The organism is Streptomyces flaveolus, assembly GCF_014648815.1.
In the GTDB taxonomy this organism is placed as follows: Bacteria; Actinomycetota; Actinomycetes; order Streptomycetales; family Streptomycetaceae; genus Streptomyces; species Streptomyces flaveolus.
In genome coordinates, this window is sequence record NZ_BMRV01000019.1 from 41,596 (window position 1) to 65,612 (window position 24,017).

General features: G+C 71.0%; 24 protein-coding genes. 5 read left to right on the forward strand and 19 right to left on the reverse strand.

Going from position 1 to position 24,017, the window contains the following annotated elements:
- Window positions 1–2: 2 nt before the first annotated feature.
- The 11 genes from nuoK to IEZ05_RS31970 are packed head-to-tail and all read right to left on the reverse strand — an operon-like array spanning window position 3 to window position 10,889.
- Entirely contained in the window at window positions 3–302 is a 300-nt protein-coding gene (gene nuoK / locus IEZ05_RS31920; protein ID WP_004927567.1) for an NADH-quinone oxidoreductase subunit NuoK, read from the reverse strand.
- Window positions 299–1,156, reverse strand: a complete 858-nt coding sequence (locus tag IEZ05_RS31925) for an NADH-quinone oxidoreductase subunit J (protein WP_189233789.1) — start codon at window positions 1,154–1,156, stop codon at window positions 299–301. Before IEZ05_RS31925 ends, nuoK begins: the two co-directional genes overlap by 4 nt.
- The gene (gene nuoI, locus IEZ05_RS31930; RefSeq protein WP_161164992.1) at window positions 1,153–1,794 is read right to left on the reverse strand and encodes an NADH-quinone oxidoreductase subunit NuoI; all 642 of its coding nucleotides are present in this window, start codon (window positions 1,792–1,794) and stop codon (window positions 1,153–1,155) included. Before nuoI ends, IEZ05_RS31925 begins: the two co-directional genes overlap by 4 nt.
- On the reverse strand, window positions 1,787–3,169 hold the full coding sequence (gene nuoH, locus IEZ05_RS31935) for an NADH-quinone oxidoreductase subunit NuoH (RefSeq protein ID WP_189233790.1): 1,383 nt from the start codon (window positions 3,167–3,169) through the stop codon (window positions 1,787–1,789). Before nuoH ends, nuoI begins: the two co-directional genes overlap by 8 nt.
- Window positions 3,166–5,670 carry an NADH-quinone oxidoreductase subunit G gene (locus tag IEZ05_RS31940; protein ID WP_189233791.1) on the reverse strand — a complete coding sequence of 835 codons (2,505 nt, stop codon included), beginning with the start codon at window positions 5,668–5,670 and terminating at the stop codon, window positions 3,166–3,168. Before IEZ05_RS31940 ends, nuoH begins: the two co-directional genes overlap by 4 nt.
- Window positions 5,667–7,016: an NADH-quinone oxidoreductase subunit NuoF gene (gene nuoF / locus IEZ05_RS31945; protein ID WP_189233792.1), complete on the reverse strand. Its 1,350-nt coding sequence runs from the start codon at window positions 7,014–7,016 to the stop codon at window positions 5,667–5,669. The genes IEZ05_RS31940 and nuoF overlap by 4 nt, the downstream gene beginning before the upstream one ends.
- A complete protein-coding gene (gene nuoE / locus IEZ05_RS31950) occupies window positions 7,013–7,885 on the reverse strand; it encodes an NADH-quinone oxidoreductase subunit NuoE (protein ID WP_189233793.1) in 873 nt (290 codons plus the stop codon). Before nuoE ends, nuoF begins: the two co-directional genes overlap by 4 nt.
- Window positions 7,882–9,213, reverse strand: coding sequence for an NADH-quinone oxidoreductase subunit D (locus IEZ05_RS31955; protein WP_189233794.1), 1,332 nt, complete (start codon window positions 9,211–9,213; stop codon window positions 7,882–7,884). The genes nuoE and IEZ05_RS31955 overlap by 4 nt, the downstream gene beginning before the upstream one ends.
- A complete protein-coding gene (locus tag IEZ05_RS31960; RefSeq protein WP_189233795.1) occupies window positions 9,210–9,965 on the reverse strand; it encodes an NADH-quinone oxidoreductase subunit C in 756 nt (251 codons plus the stop codon). The genes IEZ05_RS31955 and IEZ05_RS31960 overlap by 4 nt, the downstream gene beginning before the upstream one ends.
- Window positions 9,962–10,516 carry a NuoB/complex I 20 kDa subunit family protein gene (locus tag IEZ05_RS31965; RefSeq protein ID WP_029381065.1) on the reverse strand — a complete coding sequence of 185 codons (555 nt, stop codon included), beginning with the start codon at window positions 10,514–10,516 and terminating at the stop codon, window positions 9,962–9,964. The genes IEZ05_RS31960 and IEZ05_RS31965 overlap by 4 nt, the downstream gene beginning before the upstream one ends.
- 13 nt (window positions 10,517–10,529) lie before the next feature.
- Window positions 10,530–10,889, reverse strand: coding sequence for an NADH-quinone oxidoreductase subunit A (locus IEZ05_RS31970; RefSeq protein ID WP_003992243.1), 360 nt, complete (start codon window positions 10,887–10,889; stop codon window positions 10,530–10,532).
- Window positions 10,890–11,643: 754 nt separating this feature from the next.
- On the opposite strand from IEZ05_RS31970, the gene IEZ05_RS31975 reads away from it, so the two are divergent.
- Complete coding sequence (locus IEZ05_RS31975) at window positions 11,644–12,489, forward strand: C40 family peptidase (protein ID WP_189233796.1); 846 nt, start codon at window positions 11,644–11,646, stop codon at window positions 12,487–12,489.
- A gap of 159 nt (window positions 12,490–12,648) precedes the next feature.
- Entirely contained in the window at window positions 12,649–13,278 is a 630-nt protein-coding gene (gene def, locus IEZ05_RS31980) for a peptide deformylase (RefSeq protein WP_189233797.1), read from the forward strand.
- On the opposite strand, the gene IEZ05_RS31985 is transcribed toward def, so the two are convergent.
- Window positions 13,279–14,562, reverse strand: a complete 1,284-nt coding sequence (locus tag IEZ05_RS31985) for a geranylgeranyl reductase family protein (RefSeq protein ID WP_189233798.1) — start codon at window positions 14,560–14,562, stop codon at window positions 13,279–13,281. It lies immediately after the preceding gene.
- 100 nt (window positions 14,563–14,662) lie between these two features.
- On the opposite strand from IEZ05_RS31985, the gene IEZ05_RS31990 reads away from it, so the two are divergent.
- Both IEZ05_RS31990 and IEZ05_RS31995 read left to right on the forward strand, forming a co-directional pair.
- Entirely contained in the window at window positions 14,663–15,169 is a 507-nt protein-coding gene (locus IEZ05_RS31990; RefSeq protein ID WP_189233799.1) for a GNAT family N-acetyltransferase, read from the forward strand.
- Window positions 15,170–15,261: 92 nt separating this feature from the next.
- Window positions 15,262–15,606, forward strand: a complete 345-nt coding sequence (locus tag IEZ05_RS31995) for a PASTA domain-containing protein (protein WP_189233800.1) — start codon at window positions 15,262–15,264, stop codon at window positions 15,604–15,606.
- Between the two features lie 12 nt (window positions 15,607–15,618).
- On the opposite strand, the gene IEZ05_RS32000 is transcribed toward IEZ05_RS31995, so the two are convergent.
- Genes IEZ05_RS32000 through IEZ05_RS32015 form a run of 4 tightly spaced genes read right to left on the reverse strand, consistent with a single transcriptional unit; the run spans window position 15,619 to window position 20,147 of the window.
- Window positions 15,619–16,314 (reverse strand): demethylmenaquinone methyltransferase, encoded by a 696-nt coding sequence (locus tag IEZ05_RS32000; RefSeq protein ID WP_189233801.1) that lies wholly within the window; start codon window positions 16,312–16,314, stop codon window positions 15,619–15,621.
- Window positions 16,315–16,337: 23 nt separating this feature from the next.
- Window positions 16,338–17,471, reverse strand: a complete 1,134-nt coding sequence (locus IEZ05_RS32005; protein ID WP_189233802.1) for an acyltransferase family protein — start codon at window positions 17,469–17,471, stop codon at window positions 16,338–16,340.
- Window positions 17,471–19,720 (reverse strand): bifunctional polysaccharide deacetylase/glycosyltransferase family 2 protein, encoded by a 2,250-nt coding sequence (locus IEZ05_RS32010; protein WP_189233803.1) that lies wholly within the window; start codon window positions 19,718–19,720, stop codon window positions 17,471–17,473. The genes IEZ05_RS32005 and IEZ05_RS32010 overlap by 1 nt, the downstream gene beginning before the upstream one ends.
- Window positions 19,721–19,739: 19 nt before the next feature.
- A complete protein-coding gene (locus IEZ05_RS32015; RefSeq protein ID WP_189233804.1) occupies window positions 19,740–20,147 on the reverse strand; it encodes a hypothetical protein in 408 nt (135 codons plus the stop codon).
- Between the two features lie 183 nt (window positions 20,148–20,330).
- On the opposite strand from IEZ05_RS32015, the gene IEZ05_RS32020 reads away from it, so the two are divergent.
- Window positions 20,331–21,347 carry a chitinase gene (locus IEZ05_RS32020; protein ID WP_189233805.1) on the forward strand — a complete coding sequence of 339 codons (1,017 nt, stop codon included), beginning with the start codon at window positions 20,331–20,333 and terminating at the stop codon, window positions 21,345–21,347.
- 5 nt (window positions 21,348–21,352) lie between these two features.
- Here IEZ05_RS32020 and IEZ05_RS32025 read toward each other — a convergent pair whose 3' ends face one another.
- The 3 genes from IEZ05_RS32025 to IEZ05_RS32035 form a co-directional block, all read right to left on the reverse strand.
- Window positions 21,353–21,952: a hypothetical protein gene (locus IEZ05_RS32025; protein WP_189233806.1), complete on the reverse strand. Its 600-nt coding sequence runs from the start codon at window positions 21,950–21,952 to the stop codon at window positions 21,353–21,355.
- Window positions 21,953–21,959: 7 nt separating this feature from the next.
- Window positions 21,960–23,159 carry a cyclic dehypoxanthinyl futalosine synthase gene (gene mqnC / locus IEZ05_RS32030; protein WP_189233807.1) on the reverse strand — a complete coding sequence of 400 codons (1,200 nt, stop codon included), beginning with the start codon at window positions 23,157–23,159 and terminating at the stop codon, window positions 21,960–21,962.
- A gap of 78 nt (window positions 23,160–23,237) precedes the next feature.
- Window positions 23,238–23,975: a prepilin peptidase gene (locus tag IEZ05_RS32035; protein ID WP_189233859.1), complete on the reverse strand. Its 738-nt coding sequence runs from the start codon at window positions 23,973–23,975 to the stop codon at window positions 23,238–23,240.
- Between the last annotated feature and the right edge of the window lie 42 nt (window positions 23,976–24,017).

Sequence of the window (24,017 nt, forward strand, 5' to 3'; positions counted from 1 at the left end):
CCTTACAGCTTCATCAGGCTGGCGTCGTCGACCGAGGCCGAGTGGCGGGAACGGAACAGGGACACGATGATCGCGAGCCCGACCACGACCTCCGCGGCGGCGACGACCATCGTGAAGAAGGCGATGATCTGGCCGTCGAGATTGCCGTGCATCCGGGAGAAGGCGACGAACGCGAGGTTGCAGGCGTTGAGCATCAGCTCGACGCACATGAAGACCACGATCGCGTTGCGCCGGATCAGCACACCGGTGGCGCCGATCGTGAACAACAGGGCCGCGAGGTAGAGGTAGTTGACGGGGTTCACTTCGACGCCTCCTCGGACCGCTTGAAGGTGGCCGGACCGACCGCCTTGCGCTCCAGACGCTCCTCGGCACGCTGCTCCAGGGCCTTGAGGTCGTTCAGCGCCTCCATCGAGACGTCGCGTACCTGGCCCCGCTCGCGCAGCGTCTTGCTGACGGTGAGCTCGGACGGGGTGCCGTCGGGCAGCAGGCCCGCGATGTCGACCGCGTTGTGCCGGGCGTAGACGCCGGGCGCGGGCAGCGGCGGCAGGTACTTGCCGTCGCGGACGCGCTCCTCGGACAGCTCGCGCTGCGTCTTGGCCCGCTCGGTGCGCTCGCGGTGGGTGAGCACCATGGCGCCGACGGCCGCCGTGATGAGCAGCGCGCCGGTGATCTCGAAGGCGAAGACGTACTTGGTGAAGACGAGGGACGCGATGCCCTCCACGTTGCCGTTCGCGTTGGCCTGGGCGAGGCCGTCGAACTCCTTGAGGGACGCGTTGCCGATGCCGGCGATCAGCAGGATGCCGAAGCCGAGCCCGCTGGCCAGGGCCAGCCAGCGCTGGCCCTTGATGGTCTCCTTCAGGGAGTCCGCCGCGGTGACGCCGACGAGCATCACCACGAACAGGAACAGCATCATGACCGCGCCGGTGTAGACGACGATCTGCACGATGCCGAGGAAGTAGGCACCGTTGGCGAGGTAGAACACCGCCAACACGATCATGGTCCCGGCGAGGCAGAGCGCGCTGTGCACGGCCTTCTTCATGAAGACGGTGCACAGGGCGCCGATCACCGCGACCGTGCCGAGGATCCAGAACTGGACGGCCTCTCCGGTGGAGGTGCCGGCGGAGAGAGTCGCTGCGGCGGCGAGCTGCGCGGTCATCGGCGGATCACCTCCTCCGACGCCGGCTCGGTCCCGCCGAAGGTCGAGTCGCCCTCCTGGACGACCTCCCCCTTGGAGTGGGCGACCTGCTGCACGGTGCCGGGCGCGGCCTCGGTGACCAGGCCCCGGTAGTAGTCCTGCTCGTCCGTCCCCGGGTAGATGGCGTGGGGCGAGTCGACCATCCCCTCCTCCAGGCCGGCGAGCAGCTGCTCCTTGGTGAAGATGAGGTTGGCGCGGCTGGAGTCGGCCAGCTCGAACTCGTTGGTCATCGTCAGCGCGCGCGTGGGGCACGCCTCGATGCACAGGCCGCACAGGATGCAGCGGGCGTAGTTGATCTGGTAGACGCGGCCGTACCGCTCGCCCGGCGAGTAGCGCTCCTCGTCCGTGTTGTCCGCGCCCTCCACATAGATCGCGTCGGCGGGACACGCCCAGGCGCACAGTTCGCAGCCGACGCACTTCTCCAGGCCGTCCGGATGGCGGTTGAGCTGGTGCCGTCCGTGGAAGCGCGGAGCGGTGGTCTTGTGCTGCTCCGGGTACTGCTCGGTGAGCCGCTTCTTGAACATGGCCTTGAAGGTCACGCCGAAGCCGGCCACGGGGTTCAGGAAACCGGGGTTGGTCTCCTTGGGTTCCTCAGCCATCGGACGCCTCCTTTCCATCCGTAGATCCGCCCAGAGGTCCGTCACCCTGAGTATCGGTCCCGCCACTGACAATCAGCTCCCGGTCCCGGCGCGGGCGGCGCCGCGGCACCGGGGGCAACTCCTGTCCGGGCATCGGCGGTACGGGGAATCCGCCGGCCATCGGGTCGAAGCCGGCCGGTTCCCCGGCGGGCTCCTCGGCGCCGTCGCCCTTGCCCTTGTCGCGGTAGATGTCGGCGACGAAGGACAACAGCAGCAGGGCCAGGACGGCACCGCCGATGTAGAGGGCGATGTCGGTGAAGCCGTAGTTCTCGTTCCTCAGGGCCCGCACCGTGGCGACGAGCATCAGCCAGACCAGGGAGACCGGGATGAGGACCTTCCAGCCGAGCTTCATCAGCTGGTCGTAGCGCACGCGCGGGAGGGTGCCGCGCAGCCAGATGAAGAAGAACAGCAGCAGCTGGACCTTGACGACGAACCAGAGCAGCGGCCACCAGCCGTGGTTGGCGCCCTCCCAGAAGGTGCTGATGGGCCACGGGGCCCGCCAGCCGCCGAGGAACAGCGTGGTGGCGACCGCCGAGACCGTCACCATGTTCACGTACTCGGCGAGCATGAACATCGCGAACTTGATCGACGAGTACTCGGTGTTGAAGCCGCCCACCAGGTCGCCCTCGGACTCCGGCATGTCGAAGGGGGCGCGGTTGGTCTCGCCGACCATCGTGACGATGTAGAGGATGAAGGAGACCGGCAGCAGCACGATGTACCAGCGGTCGTTCTGCTGGGCGACGATCTCCGAGGTGGACATCGAACCGGAGTAGAGGAACACCGAGGCGAACGCGGCGCCCATGGCGATCTCGTAGGAGATCATCTGCGCGCAGGACCGCAGCCCGCCGAGCAGCGGGTACGTCGATCCGGAGCTCCAGCCGGCGAGCACGATGCCGTAGATGCCCACCGAGGCTACCGCGAGGATGAACAGCATCGCGATCGGCAGGTCGGTGAGCTGCATGGCGGTGCGGTGACCGAAGATCGACACCTCGTTGCCGGCGGGCCCGAAGGGGATCACCGCGATCGCCATGAAGGCCGGGATGGCCGCGACGATCGGCGCCAGGACGTACACCGCCTTGTCGGCGCGCTTGACGATGACGTCTTCCTTGAGCATCAGCTTGATGCCGTCGGCGAGCGACTGGAGCATGCCCCAGGGGCCGTGCCGGTTGGGGCCGATGCGCAGCTGCATCCAGGCGACGACCTTGCGCTCCCACACGATGGAGAAGAGCACGGTCACCATCAGGAAGGCGAAGCAGAAGACCGCCTTGACGACGACCAGCCACCACGGGTCGGTGCCGAACATCGAGAGGTCTTCAGCGGCGAGGTACGGGCTCATGCCTCCACCTCCTTGGGGGCCTCGCCCGCGAGCGTGGCCGGGCCGATGCGGACGAGGGTTCCGGGCAGCACCCCGGCGTCGGAGGCGACGCCGTGGCCGGCCGAGTTCAGCGGGAGCCACACCACCCGGTCGGGCATCTCGGTGACCGCCAGCGGGAGTTCGACGGCTCCGTGCGGGCCGGTCACGGCCAGGAGGTCGCCGTCCTTGACGCCCGCCTCGGCGGCCGTGGCGGCCGACACGCGCGCGCGTGCGGCGTGCCGGGTGCCGGCGAGCGCCTCGTCGCCCTGCTGGAGGAGGCCCTGGTCGAGCAGCAGCCGGTGCCCGGCGAGCACGGCCTCCCCGGCGGCCGGCCGGGGCAGCGCGCTCGCTGTGTGCAGCGGTTCGCCGGCCCGCGGCCCGTCCCAGGCGCCGAGCCGGTCGATCTCCGCGCGCGTGGTGCGCAGGTCCGGCAGACCCAGGTGGACGTCCATGGCGTCGGCGAGCATCTGGAGCACGCGCCCGTCGGTGGGCGCGAGGCGGCGGGTCATCTGGTCGGGCTTGAGGGCGGCCTCGAAGAAGCGCACCCTGCCCTCCCAGTTGAGGAAGGTCCCGGCCTTCTCGGCGACCGCGGCGACGGGCAGGACCACGTCGGCGTGCCGGGTGACCTCGCTGGGCCGCAGCTCCAGCGACACCACGAAGCCGGCCTCGGCGAGTGCCGCACGCGCGCGTGCCGGGTCGGGCAGGTCGGCGACCTCCACGCCCGCCACCAGCAGCGCCTGGAGCTCACCGCGCGCGGCGGCCTCGACGATCTCGCCGGTGTCGCGGCCGTAGCGGTGCGGAAGGTCGGCCAGGCCCCAGACCGCGGCGACCTCCTCACGCGCGCGCGGGTCGGTCGCGGGGCGCCCGCCCGGCAGCAGCGACGGCAGCGCGCCCGCCTCGATCGCGCCCCGCTCCCCGGCCCGGCGCGGGATCCACGCCAGCCGGGCGCCGGTCGCGGCGGCGGTCCGTACGGCGGAGGTGAGGCCGCCGGCCACGGAGGCCAGCCGCTCGCCGACGACGATCACGGCGCCCTCGGCGCGCAGGGCCTCGGCGGCCTGGGCGCCGCCGTCCTCCAGGCCGACGCCGCTCGCGAGCGCGTCCAGCCACTCGGTCTCGGTGCCGGGAGCGGCGGGCAGCAGCGTGCCGCCGGCCTTCTCCAGACCCCGGGTGGCGTGGGTGGCCAGCGAGAAGACCTTCAGCCCGTGCTTGCGCCAGGCCTTGCGCAGCCGCAGGAAGACGCCGGGGGCCTCCTCCTCGGCCTCGAACCCGACCAGCAGCACGGCGGGCGCCTTCTCCAGCGCGGTGTAGGTGACGCCGGTGCCGTCGAGGTCACGGCCGCGTCCGGCGATCCGGGCGGCCAGGAAGTCGGCCTCCTCGGAGCTGTGCACGCGCGCGCGGAAGTCGATGTCGTTGGTGTCGAGCGCCACGCGCGCGAACTTGCTGTACGCGTAGGCGTCCTCGACGGTGAGCCGGCCGCCGGTCAGGACGCCGGTCCGGCCCCGTGAGGCGAGCAGTCCCTGGGCGGCGATCTGCAGGGCCTCCGGCCAGGAGGCCGGTTCCAGTTCGCCCTCCGCGTTGCGCACCAGGGGCGTCTCCAGCCGGTCGCGCTGCTGCGCGTACCGGAAGGCGAACCGCCCCTTGTCGCAGATCCACTCCTCGTTGACCTCGGGGTCGTCGGCCGCGAGGCGTCGCATGACCTTGCCGCGCCGGTGGTCGGTGCGGGTCGCGCAGCCGCCGGAGCAGTGCTCGCACACGGACGGCGAGGAGATCAGGTCGAAGGGGCGGGAGCGGAACCGGTACGCCGCCGAGGTGAGCGCGCCGACCGGGCAGATCTGGATGGTGTTGCCGGAGAAGTACGACTCGAAGGGGTCGCCCTCGCCGGTGCCGACCTGCTGGAGCGCGCCCCGCTCGATCAGCTCGATCATCGGGTCGCCCGCGACCTGGTTGGAGAACCGGGTGCAGCGGGCGCACAGCACGCACCGCTCGCGGTCGAGCAGCACCTGCGTCGAGATCGGCACGGGCTTCTCGTAGGTCCGCTTCTTCCCCTCGAAGCGGGACTCGGACCGGCCGTGCGACATGGCCTGGTTCTGCAGGGGGCACTCGCCGCCCTTGTCGCAGACCGGGCAGTCCAGCGGGTGGTTGATGAGCAGCAGCTCCATCACCCCGTGCTGGGCCTTCTCGGCGACGGGCGAGGTGAGGTGGGTCTTCACCACCATCCCGTCGGTGCAGGTGATGGTGCAGGACGCCACGGGCTTGCGCTGGCCCTCGACCTCGACGATGCACTGGCGGCAGGCGCCGGCCGGGTCGAGGAGCGGGTGGTCGCAGAACCGGGGGATCTCGATGCCGAGCTGCTCGGCGGCCCGGATCACCAGGGTGCCCTTGGGCACGCTGATCTCGATGCCGTCGATCGTCAGCGAGACGAGGTCCTCCGGCGGGAGGGCCGCCTCTCCTCCGCCCGAGGGAGCATTGCTGGTCACGGTCATGCGTTCACCTCCGTGCGGTCGGCCCAGGCCGTCGACTTGGCCGGGTCGAAGGGGCAGCCGCGGCCCGTGATGTGCTGCTCGTACTCCTCGCGGAAGTACTTCAACGAGGAGAAGATCGGCGAGGCGGCACCGTCGCCGAGGGCACAGAAGGACTTGCCGTTGATGTTGTCGGCGATGTCGTTCAGCTTGTCGAGGTCACTCATCGAGCCCTTGCCGGCCTCGATGTCGCGCAGCAACTGCACGAGCCAGTACGTGCCTTCGCGGCAGGGCGTGCACTTGCCGCAGGACTCGTGGGCGTAGAACTCGGTCCAGCGGGTGACGGCCCGCACCACGCAGGTCGTCTCGTCGAAGCACTGGAGCGCCTTGGTGCCGAGCATGGAGCCGGCGGCGCCCACTCCCTCGTAGTCGAGGGGCACGTCGAGGTGCTCGTCGGTGAACATCGGCGTCGAGGAGCCGCCCGGCGTCCAGAACTTCAGCCGGTGGCCGGGGCGCATCCCGCCGCTCATGTCGAGGAGCTGGCGCAGGGTGATGCCGAGCGGGGCCTCGTACTGGCCGGGGCTCGCGACGTGGCCGCTGAGCGAGTACAGCGTGAAGCCCGGGGACTTCTCGCTGCCCATGGACCTGAACCAGTCCTTGCCCTTGTGCAGGATGGCGGGAACCGACGCGATCGACTCGACGTTGTTCACCACAGTGGGGCACGCGTAGAGGCCCGCGACGGCGGGGAAGGGGGGACGGAGCCGGGGTTGGCCACGGCGGCCTTCGAGCGAGTCGAGCAGTGCGGTCTCCTCACCGCAGATGTACGCGCCCGCGCCCGCGTGCACGGTGAGTTCCAGGTCGAGTCCGCTGCCCAGGATGTTCTCGCCGAGGAAGCCCGCCGCGTAGGCCTCGCGCACGGCCTCGTGCAGCCGCCGCAGTACGGGGACGACCTCGCCGCGCAGGTAGATGAAGGCGTGCGACGACCTGATGGCGTAGCACGCGATGACGATGCCCTCGATGAGGCTGTGCGGGTTCGCGAAGAGGAGCGGGATGTCCTTGCAGGTCCCCGGCTCCGACTCGTCGGCGTTGACGACGAGGTAGTGGGGCTTGCCGTCTCCCTGGGGGATGAACTGCCACTTCATCCCGGTCGGGAATCCGGCGCCGCCGCGGCCGCGCAGACCGGAGTCCTTGACGTACGCGATCAGGTCGTCCGGCGACATCGCCAGCGCCTTGCGGAGCCCTTCGTACCCCTCGTGCCTGCGGTAGACGTCCAGGGTCCAGGACTCGTCCTCGTCCCAGAAGGCCGACAGCACGGGTGCGAGCAGCTTCTCCGGGCTGTGGTCCTTGATCTCGGCTGCCAAGGTCATCACTCCCCCTCCTCGGCTGCGGGCCCGGCCGGATGGGACGGGTCTGATGCCGATGTGTCCTGCGGCGCGTCGTGCGAGCTGAGGTGCTGCGTCGGCGACGGGTCGTGCACGGCCCGGTCCTGCGGCGCGTCGTGCGGCCCGCCGTCCCGCGGGTGCACCACGCGTGCGGCGGACACCTCGCCCTTCGCCAGCTTCAGCCCGGCCAGGGAGGCGGGCCCCGCGCTGCCGCCGGCCGCGACGGCGCCGTCCCGCTCGTCGGGGAAGCCCGCCAGGATCCGGGCGGTCTCCTTGAAGGTGCACAGCGGCGCACCGCGCGTGGGCGTCACCGGCCGTCCCGCGCGCAGGTCGTCGACGAGGCGCCGGACGCTGGCCGGGGTCTGGTTGTCGAAGAACTCCCAGTTGACCATCACGACCGGGGCGAAGTCGCAGGCCGCGTTGCACTCGATGTGCTCCAGCGTGACCTTGCCGTCGTCGGTGGTCTCGCCGTTGCCGACGCCCAGGTGCTCCTGGAGGGACTCGAAGATCGCGTCGCCGCCCATGACCGCGCACAGCGTGTTGGTGCAGACGCCGACCTGGTAGTCGCCGCTCGGCCTGCGCCGGTACATGGTGTAGAAGGTCGCGACCGCCGTGACCTCGGCCGTGGTCAGGCCCAGCATGTCCGCGCAGAACTGCATGCCGGTGCGGGTGACGTGCCCTTCCTGCGACTGCACGAGGTGCAGCAGCGGCAGGAGGGCGGACCGGGAGTCCGGGTAGCGGGCGATGACCTCGCGCGCGTCGGCCTCCAGCCGGGCCCGGACGTCGTCCGGGTACGCGGGCGCGGGCAGTTCCGGCATGCCCAGGCTGACGCCCCGGTCCGAAGAAGAGGTGGTCACCGGTCGACGCCTCCCATCACGGGGTCGATGGACGCCACCGCGACGATGACGTCGGCGACCTGGCCGCCCTCGCACATCGCCGCCATGGCCTGCAGGTTGGTGAAGGACGGGTCGCGGAAGTGGACCCGGTAGGGGCGGGTGCCGCCGTCGGACACGATGTGCACCCCGAGCTCGCCCTTGGGCGACTCGACCGCCGTGTAGGACTGGCCCGGCGGCACGCGGAAGCCCTCGGTGACCAGCTTGAAGTGGTGGATCAGGGCCTCCATGGAGGTGCCCATGATCTTCTTGATGTGGTCCAGCGAGTTGCCCAGTCCGTCCGGTCCGAGCGCGAGCTGGGCGGGCCAGGCGATCTTCTTGTCGGCGACCATGACGGGGCCGGGCTCGAGTCGGTCCAGGCACTGCTCGATGATCCGCAGCGACTGGCGCATCTCCTCCAGCCGGATCAGGAAACGGCCGTAGGAGTCGCAGGTGTCGGCGGTCGGGATGTCGAAGTCGTACGTCTCGTAACCGCAGTACGGCTGGGTCTTGCGCAGGTCGTGGGGCAGGCCGGTGGAGCGCAGGACCGGGCCGGTGGCGCCGAGGGCCATGCAACCGGCCAGGTCGAGGTAGCCGACGTCCTGCATGCGGGCCTTGAAGATGGGGTTCCCGGTGGCGAGCTTGTCGTACTCCGGGAGGTTCTTCTTCATCTTCTTCACGAACTCGCGCATCTGGTCCACCGCGCCCGGCGGCAGGTCCTGGGCGAGTCCTCCGGGGCGGATGTACGCGTGGTTCATCCGCAGGCCGGTGATCAGCTCGTAGAGGTCGAGAATCAGTTCACGATCGCGGAAGCCGTAGATCATGATCGTGGTGGCGCCGAGCTCCATGCCGCCGGTGGCGATGCACACCAGGTGCGAGGAGAGCCGGTTCAGCTCCATCAGCAGGACCCGGATGACCGAGGCCCGGTCCGGGATCTGGTCCTCGATGCCGAGGAGCTTCTCGACGCCCAGGCAGTACGCCGTCTCGTTGAAGAACGGCGTCAGGTAGTCCATGCGCGTCACGAACGTCGTGCCCTGCGTCCAGGTCCGGTACTCGAGGTTCTTCTCGATGCCGGTGTGCAGGTAGCCGATGCCGCAGCGGGCCTCGGTGACCGTCTCGCCGTCGATCTCCAGGATCAGGCGGAGCACGCCGTGGGTGGACGGGTGCTGCGGTCCCATGTTGACGACGATGCGCTCGTCGTCGGCGCGGGCCGCGGTCTGGACGACCTCGTCCCAGTCGCCGCCGGTGACCGTGTAGACGGTGCCCTCGGTGGTCTCGCGTGCCGATGCGGAGGACGGGGTGTGCGTGCTCATGAGTACGACCTCCGCTGGTCCGGAGCCGGGATCTGGGCGCCCTTGTACTCGACGGGGATGCCGCCGAGGGGGTAGTCCTTGCGCTGCGGGTGGCCCTGCCAGTCGTCCGGCATCATGATCCGCGTCAGGGCCGGGTGACCGTCGAAGACGATGCCGAAGAAGTCGTACGTCTCGCGCTCGTGCCAGTCGTTCGTCGGGTAGACGGTGAACAGCGACGGGATGTGCGGGTCGCTGTCGGGGGCGCTGACCTCGAGCCGGATCAGCCGGTTGTGGGTGATCGAGCGCAGGTGGTAGACGGCGTGCAGCTCGCGGCCCTTGTCGTTCGGGTAGTGCACGCCGCTGACGCCGGTGCAGAGCTCGAAGCGCAGCGCGGGGTCGTCGCGCAGGGTCCTCGCGACGCGGACCAGGTGCTCGCGCTCGATGTGGAAGGTCAGTTCGTCACGGTCGACGACCGTCTTCTCGATGGCGTTCTCGGGCAGCAGCCCCTGTTCCTCCAGCGCGCCCTCGAGTTCGTCGGCGACCTCGTCGAACCAGCCGCCGTAGGGCCTGCTCGCCGGCCCGGGAAGCCGGACGGAGCGGACCAGCCCGCCGTAGCCGGAGGTGTCGCCGCCGTTGTTGGCGCCGAACATGCCGCGCTGGACGCGGATCTCCTCGCCGCCCTGGCCGCGCTGGCCCGGAAGGTTCTCCGCGGAGAGGTCCTTCTCGGGGTTCACCCCGTTCGCGTCACCCGACGTGTTGTTCGCGTCGCTCACCGCAGCAGCCCCTTCATCTCGATGGTGGGCAGGGCCTTGAGCGCCGCCTCCTCCGCCTCGCGGGCCGCCTCCTCGGCGTTCACCCCGAGCTTGGAGTTCTGGATCTTGTGGTGGAGCTTGAGGATGGCGTCCATCAGCATCTCGGGCCGCGGCGGGCAGCCGGGGAGGTAGATGTCGACCGGGACGATGTGGTCGACGCCCTGGACGATCGCGTAGTTGTTGAACATGCCGCCCGAGGAGGCGCAGACCCCCATGGAGATCACCCACTTGGGGTTCGGCATCTGGTCGTAGACCTGCCGCAGCACCGGCGCCATCTTCTGGCTGACCCGGCCCGCGACGATCATCAGGTCCGCCTGCCGCGGCGACCCGCGGAAGACCTCCATGCCGAAGCGCGCCAGGTCGTAACGGCCGGCGCCGGTGGTCATCATCTCGATGGCGCAGCACGCGAGGCCGAACGTGGCGGGGAAGACGGACGACTTGCGCACCCAGCCCGCGGCCTGCTCGACGGTGGTCAGCAGGAAGCCGCTCGGCAGCTTTTCTTCGAGTCCCATGACTAAAGGCCCCTCAGTCCCATTCCAGGCCGCCGCGCCGCCATACGTACGCGTACGCGACGAAGACGGTGAGCACGAAGAGCAGCATCTCCACGAGCCCGAAGATCCCCAGGGCGTCGAAGGTGACGGCCCAGGGGTAGAGGAAGACGATCTCGATGTCGAAGACGATGAAGAGCATCGCCGTCAGGTAGTACTTGATGGGGAAGCGCCCGCCGCCGGCCGGCGTGGGGGTCGGCTCGATGCCGCACTCGTAGGCCTCGAGCTTGGCCCGGTTGTACCGCTTCGGGCCGATCAGCGTGGCCATGACCACGGAAAAGATCGCGAAGCCTGCCCCGAGGGCTCCCAGTACGAGGATGGGCGCATACGCGTTCACCGCTCCTCGCTCCTCTCAGTCGGCACTGACTGCTGGCGGTTGGCCTGGACTCACAACCGCCCCGGCAGTCCCACGAGCCCCGCTGGTCCCGGCGAAGATCGCGAACATGTGAAGCAGGTCACAAGCCCAACTGCCTCGCATCTTATGCCCGCCGCTCTGTGATCTGCGACACGGGGTATTGCACAAGCTTTGTGATCTCCACCACCTGACGAAGGATCATGAAGTCGGATGAGCGGTGATCTTCACACAAGAAGCGTTCAGCTGATCACCAGAGGTGACAATTTCGCTCGTCGCCGCTGGCCAGAGGGGACGAGCAACGGGCGTCTCCATATCAAGATGGTTCGCGTGCATGCAAATTGGTGCTGGACCGGATCTCTTGATAGTGGCTCTCGTTCACACATCGGAGGGAGAGCGGGGCGCGATGTGGACGCGTGCACGCGTTCACGAGCGTCGCGGACGGCGATCCGCGCGGGGGACGCGGCCACCGGGGGAACCGTTCCGTGACCTCCGCCACATTCATGAGAGGCGGCTGAGAACCGGGCTTGGCCAACTGCCTCAACCAGTGGTAAGCGCGGGGCAATTCGGGCGAAACGATCAAAGTCCGTGATCACAGGTGGGTTACGGAGGGGCCGCAATGTTCGCCAGGACGTCAAAAAAGGGCGACACGCCCGGGATTCGGGGGCCCCATTGAACAACTGTGGCGCAGCACACGTTTCTTGAAGGTATGGAGGAGCTCCTGATACCGGTTGTACCCATGTCCCACACCGCTCACATACGCAGCCACCGGAAGCCCCGCCGCAGCGCGTCGACACTCGCGATGCGGGCCGGAGTTGCCGGTGGCGTCCTCAGCACCCTGGCAGTGGCCGGGGCGTCGGGTTCGGCGAACGCGGCCGAGCCGGTGACGCAGACCCTCGAACTGCCCACCCTGACGGCCGACCTGGCCGCCCAGGTCGCCCAGTCCGCGGACGCCACGCAGCAGGCCGCAGCCAACTACGAGCTGCGCGCCGAGCGTGACGCGGCCGCCGCCGCCGCGGCCAAGGAGGCCAAGGCGGACCTCGCCGAGGCCAAGAAGAAGGCCGCGGAGGCCAAGAAGAAGGCCGAGGAGGCCGCCCGCAAGGAGGCCGCCGAGCGCGCTTCCCGTGCCGCCGAGCGCGCCACCCTGAGCGCCTCCGTGGACACCGGCTCGTCGTCCTCGGCCTCGTCCTCGTCCGGTGAGGCCTCGGTCAGCGTCAGCTCGTCGGCCACCGGTTCGGCCGCCGCCGTCGTCTCCTTCGTCCAGGCCCAGATCGGCGACGCCTACGTCTCCGGCGGCACCGGCCCCAACTCGTGGGACTGCTCCGGTCTCGTGCAGGCCGCCTTCAAGCAGGTCAACATCGACCTGCCGCGCGTCTCCCAGGACCAGTCGGTCGCCGGCACCCAGGTGTCGCTGAGCAACCTGCAGCCGGGCGACATCCTGTACTGGGGTGGCGCGGGCAGCGCGTACCACGTGGGCGTCTACGTCGGCGACGGCATGTTCGTCGGCGCGCAGAACTCGTCGACGGGCGTCGTGATGAAGCCCCTGTCGTACGACCCGCCGAGCGGTGCGGTGCGCGTGCTCTGACGCTCACGTCCGGACACCTCGGACACATCCACACGAAAGGCCGCAGCCGCTCGGGGGCTGCGGTCTTTCGCGCACTCCCGGCGGACGCGGGCCGCTCCTGGGAAGCTCGCAACGGGCCGGTCCCCCACCGGCCGTTCACGAGACCGAAGGAGAGAACGCATGCCCAGCGTGTTCGTGCAGGGGCGGCACACCGCCTCCTACCCGCCGCTCGCACCGGAGTCCCGGCGCGGGTCGGTCCGGCGCGTCACCGAGGTCGGCGAAGAGGTGCTGCACAGGCCGTGCCGGGACGTCACCGAGTTCGGGCCCGACCTGGCCGCGCTCATCGACGACATGTTCCGCACGATGTACGTGGCGGAGGGAGCGGGACTGGCGGCCAATCAGGTCGGGGTGGACCTCCGCCTGTTCGTGTACGACTGCCCCGACGACGATGGTGTCCGACATGTCGGGCACATCGTCAACCCGGTGCTGGAACCGCTCGACCCGGGCGCGCGGCGGCTGCTCGACGAGGGCGAGGGCTGCCTGTCGGTACCGGGCGCCGTCATGGCCGTACCGCGCCCCGACCGGGCGGTCGTGCGGGGCCTGGACAGGAACGGCGAGCCGCTCCTCGTCGAGGGCACCGGCTACTTCGCCCGCTGCCTCGCCCACGAGACCGACCACGTGAACGGGCACGTCTACCTGGACCGGCTCTCCGCGCGCGACCGGAAGCGGGCGCTGCGGCAGTCGGCGGACCGGCGCGACGAGGTGTTCGCGCGCCGGGCCGCCAACGCCGCGGCCTTCAGCGGGGCGTGATCACGCCTTCGGGGCCACCTTGCTCAGTCCGTTGATGATGCGGTCCATCGCGTCGCCGCCCGTCGGGTCCGTCAGGTTGGCGAGCATCTTCAGGGTGAACTTCATCAGGATCGGGTGGGTGAGGCCGCGCTGGGTCGCGATCTGCATGACCTTCGGGTTGCCGATGAGCTTCACGAAGGCGCGGCCCAGCGAGTAGTAGCCGCCGTAGGTGTCCTTCAGGACGCGCGGGTAGCGCTGGAGGGCGATCTCCCGCTGGGCCGGCGTGGCCCGCGCGTGTGCCTGGACGATGACGTCGGCGGCGATCTGGCCGGACTCCATGGCGTAGGCGATGCCCTCGCCGTTGAAGGGGTTCACCAGGCCGCCGGCGTCGCCGACCAGGAGCAGGCCCTTGGTGTAGTGGGGCTGGCGGTTGAAGGCCATGGGCAGGGCGGCGCCGCGGATCGGGCCGGTCATGTTGTCCGGGGTGTAGCCCCAGTCCTCCGGCATGGACGCGCACCAGGCCTTCAGCACCTCCCGCCAGTCCAGCTCCTTGAAGGAGGCGGAGGTGTTCAGCACGCCCAGGCCGACGTTCGACGTGCCGTCGCCCATGCCGAAGATCCAGCCGTAGCCCGGCAGGAGGCGGTCCTGGGCGCCGCGGCGGTCCCACAGCTCCAGCCAGGACTCCAGGTAGTCGTCGTCGTGGCGCGGCGAGGTGAAGTACGTGCGGACCGCGACGCCCATCGGGCGGTCCTCGCGGCGGTGCAGACCCATCGCCAGGGACAGCCGCGTGGAGTTGCCGTCGGCGGCCACGACCAGCGGCGCGTGGAAGGTGACCTCCCGCTTCTCCTCCCCCAGCTTCGCGTGCACGCCGGTGATGCGGCCCGTGCGGTCGTCGACGACCGGGGCGCCGACGTTGCAGCGCTCGTAGAGGCGGGCGCCCGCCTTCTGCGCCTGCCGGGCGAGCTGCTCGTCGAAGTCGTCGCGCTTGCGGACGAGTCCGTAGTCGGGGAAGGAGGCCAGATCCGGCCAGTCCAGCTGGAGCCGCGAGCCGCCGCCGATGATGCGCAGGCCCTTGTTGCGCAGCCAGCCGGCCTCCTCGGAGATGTCGATGCCCATCGCCACGAGCTGCTTGGTCGCGCGCGGGGTGAGTCCGTCGCCGCAGACCTTCTCCCGCGGGAACGCGGTCTTCTCCAGCAGGAGGACGTCGAGTCCGGCCTTGGCCAGGTAGTACGCGGTGGTGGAGCCGGCTGGCCCCGCGCCCACGACGATCACATCGGCGGTGTTGTCGGAGAGGGGCTCGGTCACGGCGGGATCTCCCCAGAGTTTCGAAAATCTGCGTGCCGACGGGCACTGGACATGGGCAGTCTATTCAGCGTCACCGATCACCCGGCTGAAGGGCTGCCCCGTGAACCGAGCTCTGCCTGTCGTACGGCTGCGCGTCCCCACCGACGAGGACGCCGTCGCCTGGCACCGGGTCTTCGACCACCCGGACGTCATGGAGTTCCACGGCGGGAGGTCCGCGGAACTGTCCGTCTACGAGGAGCTCACCGCCCGCCAGCGCCGGCACGACGCCGAACACGGCTTCTGCCTGTGGACCATGGTGGACGAGTCCGGGCAGGTCATCGGCTTCACCGGCGCCCAGCCGTGGCCGGGCGACTGGGGCCCCAAGGGCGAGATCGAGATCGGCTGGCGGCTCGGGCGGGAGCACTGGGGCAAGGGGTACGTCACGGCGGCGGCCCGGCAGACCCTGGAGCGGGTGCGCTCGGCGGGCGTGGCGGAGGTGGTGGCGATGGTCAACGCCCGCAACGCGCGGTCCATCGCGGTCACGGAGCGGCTGGGCATGCGGCTCGCCGAGGTCTTCACGACCCCGGCGACGGAGCAGCAGGGGCACTGCTACCGGCTCAATCTCTGACACCGCGGGACGGAGTGTCGCAGTCGGCGACGTGACGCTTCCGGGCGGTGCGCGGCGGAGTTACTGTGCCCGTACCGCTGGGGGTGACGCCCGTGCGCCTGACATCGAAGACACCCGACGTGTGCGTGCCGCACCTGGTCGGCCTGATGGCCGTGGACGCGGACGAGGTGGCGCGGGGACAGGGCCTGTCCCTCACCTCGCCGGACCGGCCCGACCTCCGCCTCGCCGTCGTCGACCACGTCGTGCGCCAGTACCCGCCGCCGGGCGCCCGGGTGCCGCGGGAGTCGAGGGTGTACGTGTGGTTCGACTTCGGGGAGGGCGAGGACGGCGGGGGCATCCGCGAGCCGCGCGTGCCCGGCCCGCCCCGCGGCGGGCTCCGGCGAGAGTCGGCCGAACCGGGCGGGACACCCCGCTTCGTGCTGCTCGGCCGCCCCTGAGGCGCGTGCCGCTCAGCTCTCCTTGAAGCCCCGGTGCAGCGCCACGACGCCGCCCGTCAGGTTCCGGTGCGCCACCTTCGACCAGCCGGCCTTCCGCAGCCGCTCCGCCAGGGCCGCCTGGTCGGGCCAGGCGCGGATGGACTCGGCGAGGTAGACGTAGGCGTCCGGGTTGGACGACACCGCGCGGGCCACCGGCGGCAGGGCGCGCATCAGGTACTCGGTGTACACGGTGCGGAACGGCGCCCAGGTCGGGTGCGAGAACTCGCAGATCACGACCCGGCCGCCGGGGCGTGTCACCCGGTACATCTCGCGCAGCGCCGCGTCCGTGTCCTGCACGTTGCGCAGCCCGAAGGAGATGGTGACCGCGTCGAACACGTCGTCCCGGAACGGCAGCCGCGTGGCGTCGCCCGCGGTGAACGGCATCCAGGGGTGCCGCTGCTTGCCCACCTGGAGCATGCCCAGGGAGAAGTCGCAGGGGACCACGTAGGCACCGGCGCGGGCGAAGGGCTGGGACGAGGTCGCCGTGCCGGCGGCGAGGTCGAGGACCTTCTGCGCGGGCCGGGCGTCGACGGCTCTGGCGACCTCCTTGCGCCACGCCCGGTCCTGGCCGAGCGAGAGCACGGTGTTCGTCAGGTCGTACCGTTCCGCGACGTGGTCGAACATCGAGGCGACTTCGTGCGGCTGCTTGTTCAGGGAGGCGCGGGTCACGGGCCCATTGTTGCAGGGCCGGGTCACGGCACGAGCCTCGGCCTCTTCCGCGCGGCGACATCCTCCACCCAGCCGAACAGGACGACCGACACCGCGATCAGGACCCAGCCGACGCCCAGCAGGAACCACTGGCTGTCCAGCGGCAGATGTGCCTCGAACGCCGGTACGCCCCACAAGCGGTCGATCAGCGGCACCGCGAGGACGAGCGCGAGTTCGTGCCAGAGGTAGATCGTCACCGCACGGGCGTTGAAGACGGTCACCAGCCGGTCCAGGCGCCGGAAGCGGGCCAGTCCGGCGAAGTCGGTGCCGAACCGTGCCTTCGTGTACATCAGCAGTGTCACGAACCCCGCCGACCAGAGGGCCTGCGCCAGCGGGATGTCGTCGAGGTCGTAGGTGCCGTACTCGCCCTGGTGCGCGAACGCGTACCACCCGCCGTACGCCAGCGCGGCGAGCGCGGGCAGGGCGACGGCGGCCGGCTTCAGCCGCCCCAGCACGCCCTCGTGGTGCGCGAAGCCGAGCAGCCAGCAGAAGAGGAACGTGGCGAGGTCGGTGAGGGCGCTGCCGAAGCGGCCGTCCGGCGGCTGCCAGACGTACCGGAGCACGACGGCGGGGACGAGCGACAGCACCAGGACGGGCACGGGCGCCGCCCGGAACACCCGCAGCAGCAGCGGCGAGAGGAGGACGAACCACAGGTAGGTCCGCAGATACCAGAGGATCTCCCAGGCCTGCTCGCCCCAGGCGTTGCCCGGCGGGTCGCCGAGCGGCACGATCCAGTAGACGGCCTGCCACCCCGGCATCCAGCCGTGCACCAGCATCGCGCCGGTCACGAACAGGCCCCAGCACCAGAACGGCGGCAGCAGGCGCCGCAGCCGGCCGCGGATCACCGCCGGGGCCGGGCGCCGCAGCGACCGGGCCATCAGGGTGCCGGCCAGGCCGAACATGATGCCCATCGAGGGGAAGACCAGCCCGGCCCAGGGCCAGCCGAAGGCGTGGTACGCGACGACCCGGACCAGGGCGACGGCGCGCAGGGTGTCGAAGTAGCGGTCCCGGCCCGCCGCCGGGCCGCCCCCGGGGGCACGGCGCACGGCGTCCCCGGCCCCCGTCTCCCCGGTCACCGCCGGAGCGCGCCGCGCCGTCCCCTTGCTGTGCGCCCCCATCACCCGTTCCCCGCCGGCGTTCCCACCTCGCCCGTCCGCTTGAGTTTCTGCCAGCGCAGCCGGCCGCCGGTGAGGGCGGTGACGCAGGAGTGGATGAGGACCAGGTACATCATCTGCCGGTACGCCAGCTGCTGGAGCGGCATCATCAGCAGGTACCGGTACTTCTCCCGGTCGAGCCGGAAGGCGTAGGCCGCGCACAGGAGCTGCACGCCCAGCACCGCCAGCCACGCGAGGAGCGCCGCCCGGAAGTCGATGAAGATCATCGAGTAGAGGGTGAAGACGTCGATGAGCGGGGCGAAGACCGGCGTGACGACCTGGAAGAGCACGACCAGCGGCATGCCGACCCGCCCGAAGCGCCCCGAGGGCCCCCTGTCCGTCAGCGACCCGCGGTGCTTCCACAGGGCCTGCATGGTGCCGTAGGACCAGCGGTAGCGCTGCGACCAGAGCTGCTTCAGGGAGCCCGGCGCCTCGGTCCAGGCCCGCGCGTGCTCCTGGTAGACGACCCGCCACCCGGCGCGGTGCAGGGCGATGGTGATGTCGGTGTCCTCGGCGAGGGTGTCCTCGCTCATGCCGCCGGCCTCCAGCACCGCGTCCCGCCGGAAGGCACCGATCGCGCCGGGGATGGTCGGCATGCAGCGCAGCAGGTCGTACATGCGCCGGTCGAGGTTGAAGCCCATCACGTACTCGATGTGCTGCCAGGCCCCGATGAGGGTGCGCCGGTTGCCGACCTTGGCGTTGCCCGCGACCGCGCCGACGCCGGGGTCGGCGAAGGGCTGCACGAGGTGCCGTACGGTGTCCGGCTCGAAGACGGTGTCGCCGTCCATCATCACGACGATGTCGTACCGGGCGTGGCGGACACCGTTGTTGAGGGCGGCGGGCTTGCCGGCGTTGGCCTGCCGGACGACCCGGACGTTGGGCAGGCCGAGGGACTCGGCGATCTCGGCCGTGCCGTCGGTCGACCCGTCGTCCACGACGACGATCTCGATCGGGTGGGTGCTGCGCGCCAGCGACCGGAGGGTGTTGGCTATGCACTCCTTCTCGTTGTACGCCGGGACGATCACGCTCACCGGCCCGGTGACGGGTGGTCCCCAGCTGAAGCGGCGTCGGTTGCGTTTCCGGTGGTGGCGGCGGGCGAGGATCAGCATCATCCCGAAGCGGCCCATCACGGCGACGCCGACGACCATGAGCCCGACCGACAGAGCCGGCACGGTCCACTCGGCGACCGCGACGGCCGCGACGAGCGCCTTGCCCTCGTACAGGGTCGTGCCGGTGGCCCGGTGGTGGGCGGCCTGGAGGCCGCCGCCCCCGGCGCCGGACGCCTGGGCGGCGGGCCCGCCGGAGGGCTGCTGCCCGGCCTGCTGATCGGCCATGGCGCCGCTGATGGTGGTGAAGGTGTATCCCTTCGCCTTCATCTTCGCGATGTACTTCGGCAGCGCCTCGATCGTCTGCGACCGCTCGCCGCCCGCGTCGTGGAAGAGGACGGAGGCGCCCTCGTCGTCCTCCGGCGTGGCCCAGTCGACGATCTCCGAGACGCCGGGCCGCTTCCAGTCGTCGCTGTCGGTGTCGATGAAGACGCTGGTGTAGCCGTCCTCGCCGAGCTTCTCGTAGACGGGCCAGCTGTAGTTGTCGATGGCATCGGTCTGCGAGGAGTACGGCGCGCGGAACAGCGTGGTGGTGATGCCGGCCGCGCCCGCGAGGGCGAGCTGGGTCTGCTCGATCTCGCGCGTGACGCGGGCCTCGCTCTGGTAGGACAGGTCGATGTGGGTGAAGGTGTGGACACCCACCTCGTTGCCCTGCTCGACCATGTCCTCCACGATGTCCGGATAGCGCGAGACCATGGAGCCGACCAGGAAGAACGTGCCGGGCACGTCGTACTTCTCCAGGATCTCCAGCACCTGCGGTGTCCAGGTCGGGTCCGGGCCGTCGTCGAAGGTCAGCGCGATCGTCTTGTCCGGGACGGAGACCGTGGTGGCCTGTCCGCCGCGGAAGGTGAGGATCGGCCCGCCGTCGAGGACGTCGTCCGGTACGTCGCTCGCGCTCGCCCCGGTGCGCACGCGCTGGTCGCCGCCGACCTCCGCGCGCAGATAGCCGTCGAGGAGCATCACGCAGGTCAGCGCGAGCAGGAGCAGCAGGGCGAGGAGCACCCGCGGTCGTTGCAGGGCGGCGGCCCGGCCGGCGGCCCGCTCGATCCTGGTGGGGGCCCGTCGGCGGCCCCGTGCGGGCGGGGTGGGGGGTGTGGTCGTGGTCATGGCTGTGGCGGCGTCCCGGTCAGTCGGTGGCGGCAGAGGCGCCGGAGGTGGGGGTGGCGGTGGGCGCCTGGCCGCCGGGGGCACCGGTGCGGGCGCCGACGGGCGGGGCCCCCGTGGGAGCGAGGCCGTCCTGCGGGCGCGCACCGCCGTCCGGGGCACGGCCGTCCTGGCCGCCCCCGAAGGGCAGCAGCGAGGACGGGTTGATCGAGGTGCCGATGCCCATGAAGGCCAGGCCCAGTACGGCCGCGTAGCCGACGCAGACGACTCCGACGAGGAGACCCAGCCGGCGCAGCAGCCGGGCCCGGCGTCCGGAGTTGTCGACGAACACGGGCCCTTCGGCGGACCCGTTGCCGCGTTTACGGCGGCGACCGCGCGCGGGCCCCTCGCCCAGGGCGGCGCGGCTTTCGAAGGCAGGCTCGGAATGCATTCCCCGGACGTTAGGGAGCCTTGCCTGTCGCACCCTGGGGCTTCGTTGTGGGTTCACGATGAAACGCGACGCAACCTGTCCGTCCCCTGGGAGAAGCCGGAAAACCTCGCACTTCTCTCAGGAAAGGCCCAGCCGCCCGTGAGACATTCACTCGTCCGACGACGAGAACGGGAGCGTGCGCACATGAGGGCTTACCGGAAGGCGGCGGCCGGGTGCGCCCTGTTGCTCGCCCTGGCCACCGCCGGCTGTTCCGGGCAGGACGGCACGACCGACGCGGCCGGTGCCGCACCGTCCGGCTCCGCCGCACCGTCCGCCGCCGCGCCGGGCACCACCTACGCCCCCTACGTCAGTGCCACCACGGCCTCCGCCCACGACGCGGCGGGCTCCCCGGCGACGTACAACCTGGCCTTCGTGATCGCTTCCGGCGACGACTGCGAGCCGCGCTGGAACGGCGTCCAGCAGGTCGGCGACGCCTCGGTCGCCTCCCGCGTCGCGAAGCTGACGGAGTCCGGCGCCGCCGTCCGCGTCTCCTTCGGCGGCGCCTCCGGCAGGGAACTGGCGGCCACGTGCGACAGCGCCTCCGCGCTGGCGGCGGCCTACGGCGAGGCCCTGGACGCGGCGGGTGCCACGCGGGCCGACTTCGACGTCGAGGGCGACGAACTGACCGACGCCGACTCGGTCGCCCTGCGCTCGGAGGCGATCGCGCTGCTCCAGGAGGAGCGGAGTGACCTGGAGGTCTCCTTCACCCTCCCGGTGATGCCCTCGGGCCTGGACGCCGACTCCCTCGCGCTGCTGGCGTCCGCCAACGACCACGGCGTGAAGGTCTCCACGGTCAACCTCATGACCATGAACTACGGCGAGTCGTACGGCGGCGACATGGGCGAGTACGCCCTCACCTCGGCGAAGGCCGCCCACACGCAGCTGAGGAAGGTCTTCGGGACGTCGGACGCGGACGCGTGGCGGGGCATGGCGCTCACCTCGATGCTGGGCGTCAACGACGTCGCCGGGGAGACGTTCACCCTCGCGGACGCCGCCGAGGTCCGTTCCTTCGCCGAGGAGAACGGCATCGCCTGGGTGTCGATGTGGGCCACGTTCCGCGACCAGCAGTGCGCCGACGACGCCTCCGCGGACGACGCGCTGACCGACTGCAGCGGGGTGCAGCAGGAGACCGGCGCGTTCGCGAAGGCCTTCGCGGGCTAGCGCGATCAGCGACGCCGGTACACGATCCGGCCCGCGACGACGGTCGCCACGCACGTGGACGCGCCGTCCCGCACGAGCGCGGCCCGGTCGGGTACGTCGAACACCGCGAACCGTGCGGGTTTCCCGGGAGCGAGCCCGGGAAGCAGCACGAGCGGCACCGGTGAGAACGACGCGGGCCCGGGCAGGGTGGCCGGCCGCCCCGCCAGGGCGAGCCCCGCTCCCCGCACCGCGTCCAGCACCGCGCGACCCCGCAGCTCACCCGCGACGGCAACCGTTCCGTGCGCCAGCATGCGCTGTACTCCGCGGCGCGCGCTGGCGCCCCGCGCGGACGGGTCGGCGGCCAGAAGTGCGAGCCCGCGCTCCCCGAAGACCGGCTCGGTGCCGAGCCGGTCCGCTTCGCGCGGGTCGGGGTGGTAGGCCTGCTCCAGCAGTTCCGGACCGTAAGGGTTGAGCAGTCCGGGCGTCAGGAGTCCGGGCCACCGGCGCACCCGTGCCCGCGGGTGGTCGGCGGCCAGTGCCTCGTACGGGCCGACGGCGGCGAGATGCGCGCCGTCGACCACGACGGCCGTCTCGGGCGAGGCTTCGGCGACGTGAATCGTCAGCACGGCGGCGTCAGTTGGAAGCGAGCAGCTTCAGCTCGGGGTGGGCCGTGCCGCCCTCGATCGCCGTGGACGAGATGTGGGAGACCACCCGCTCGTCGACGGGGTCGTTCGCCGGGTCGTCGTGCACGACGAGGTGCTCGTACGTCGTGGAACGCTGCGCCGGGACGCGGCCCGCCTTGCGGATCAGGTCGATGATCTCGAGCCGGTTGGAGCGGTGCTTGGCGCCGGCCGACGACACCACGTTCTCCTCCAGCATGATCGAGCCGAGGTCGTCGGCGCCGTAGTGCAGGGAGAGCTGGCCGACCTCCTTGCCGGTGGTCAGCCACGAACCCTGGATGTGGGCGACGTTGTCGAGGAAGACGCGGGCGATGGCGATCATCCGCAGGTACTCGAAGAGCGTGGCCTGCGTGCGGCCCTTCAGGTGGTTGTTCTCGGGCTGGTAGGTGTACGGGATGAAGGCGCGGAAGCCGCCGGTGCGGTCCTGCACGTCCCGGATCATGCGCAGGTGCTCGATGCGCTCGGCGTTGGTCTCGCCGGTGCCCATCAGCATGGTGGACGTCGACTCGACGCCCAGTCCGTGCGCGATCTCCATGATCTCCAGCCAGCGCTCGCCGGACTCCTTCAGCGGCGCGATCGCCTTGCGGGGACGCTCGGGCAGCAGCTCGGCGCCGGCCCCGGCGAAGGAGTCGAGCCCGGCCGCGTGGATCCGGGTGATGGCCTCCTCGACCGACACCCCGGAGATCCGCGCCATGTGCTCGACCTCGCTCGCCCCCAGGCTGTGGATGACGAGTTCGGGGAACTCCTTCTTGATGGCGGCGAAGTGCTTCTCGTAGTACTCGACGCCGTAGTCCGGGTGGTGGCCGCCCTGGAACATGATCTGCGTGCCGCCCAGCTCCACGGTCTCCGCGCAGCGGCGCAGGATGTCGTCGAGGTCGCGGGTCCAGCCCTTGGCGGTGTCCTTGGGCGCGGCGTAGAAGGCGCAGAACTTGCACGCGGTGACGCACACGTTCGTGTAGTTGATGTTGCGCTCGATGATGTACGTCGCGATGTGCTCGGTGCCCGCGTACCGGCGCCTGCGGACGGCATCGGCGGCGGCGCCCAGCGCGTGCAGGGGCGCGTCGCGGTAAAGGGCGAGGGCCTCTTCGGGGGTGATCCGCCCACCGGCGGCGGCACGGTCGAGGACGGTCTGAAGGTCGGCCTTCTCGGTCACCGGCGTCCCTTTCGCAGTGTTCGTAAGGGTTGTGGACGGACTTGACCAGCGTACGCCAGCCCTTTTCCCCGGCCGCGCTCAGGCCGCGTACGCGCCCGCGAGGACACCGAGGAAGGCACCCGCGAGCAGGAACGGCCCGAAGGCGATGGCCGTCCCGCGCCCGGCCCGCCCCGCGACGACGAGGGCACCGCCGTAGAGCGCCCCGAGCAGGAACCCGGCGAAGGTGCCCAGCATCAGCGTCGGCCAGCCGTACCAGCCGAGGACGGCACCGGCGCCCAGCGCGAGCTTGACGTCGCCGAAGGCCATGCCGGCGGGGTTGATGAGGAACAGCACGAAGTAGCCGGCGCCGAGCGCGAGGGTGCCCAGCAGGGCGGTGGTCCACTGCCCGGCGTGCTCGGGCACGAGCGCGGTGACACCGAGCAGGGCGAGGGCGGTGGCCGCGAGCGGGAGGGTCAGGGGGTCGGGCAGCCGCCGTACCCGCACGTCGACGACCGCCAGCAGCACGCCGACCGGCGCGAGCAGCAGCCAGACGGCCAGTTCGGGCCGGGTCCCGGTGGCGGCGGCGAGGGCGGCACAGACCAGGGCGGTAACGGCGACGGGAACGGCGGCGCCGGGACCGTACGGCACCGCGCGGTCCGCGCACCGCCCGCACCGCGCCGGCCCGAGCCATCCCCGGACCGGGTGCGCGGCCGGGCACGCCTTCCGCCACGCCTGACCCGAGGGGGCGGAGAAACGGTAGGCCGCCCGCGGCAGCAGCGCCCCCGCCGCGGCGCCCCAGAGCACGGCGACGAGGAGGACCGGCACATCGACGCTCAGCACGCGGACACCCTATGGCGGCGGGCCGAGCGGCCGGTGGCC

What these genes read in the sequence shown, in the direction of transcription:
- IEZ05_RS31925 (WP_189233789.1), bottom strand. Translation starts at nt 1,156, where the DNA reads ATGACCGCGCAGCTCGCCGCCGCAGCGACTCTCTCCGCCGGCACCTCC.
- nuoI (WP_161164992.1), bottom strand. Translation starts at nt 1,794, where the DNA reads ATGGCTGAGGAACCCAAGGAGACCAACCCCGGTTTCCTGAACCCCGTG.
- nuoH (WP_189233790.1), bottom strand. Translation starts at nt 3,169, where the DNA reads ATGAGCCCGTACCTCGCCGCTGAAGACCTCTCGATGTTCGGCACCGAC.
- IEZ05_RS31940 (WP_189233791.1), bottom strand. Translation starts at nt 5,670, where the DNA reads ATGACCGTGACCAGCAATGCTCCCTCGGGCGGAGGAGAGGCGGCCCTC.
- IEZ05_RS31955 (WP_189233794.1), bottom strand. Translation starts at nt 9,213, where the DNA reads ATGAGCACGCACACCCCGTCCTCCGCATCGGCACGCGAGACCACCGAG.
- IEZ05_RS31965 (WP_029381065.1), bottom strand. Translation starts at nt 10,516, where the DNA reads ATGGGACTCGAAGAAAAGCTGCCGAGCGGCTTCCTGCTGACCACCGTC.
- IEZ05_RS31975 (WP_189233796.1), top strand. Translation starts at nt 11,644, where the DNA reads ATGTCCCACACCGCTCACATACGCAGCCACCGGAAGCCCCGCCGCAGC.
- def (WP_189233797.1), top strand. Translation starts at nt 12,649, where the DNA reads ATGCCCAGCGTGTTCGTGCAGGGGCGGCACACCGCCTCCTACCCGCCG.
- IEZ05_RS32005 (WP_189233802.1), bottom strand. Translation starts at nt 17,471, where the DNA reads ATGGGGGCGCACAGCAAGGGGACGGCGCGGCGCGCTCCGGCGGTGACC.
- IEZ05_RS32010 (WP_189233803.1), bottom strand. Translation starts at nt 19,720, where the DNA reads ATGACCACGACCACACCCCCCACCCCGCCCGCACGGGGCCGCCGACGG.
- IEZ05_RS32015 (WP_189233804.1), bottom strand. Translation starts at nt 20,147, where the DNA reads ATGCATTCCGAGCCTGCCTTCGAAAGCCGCGCCGCCCTGGGCGAGGGG.
- IEZ05_RS32020 (WP_189233805.1), top strand. Translation starts at nt 20,331, where the DNA reads ATGAGGGCTTACCGGAAGGCGGCGGCCGGGTGCGCCCTGTTGCTCGCC.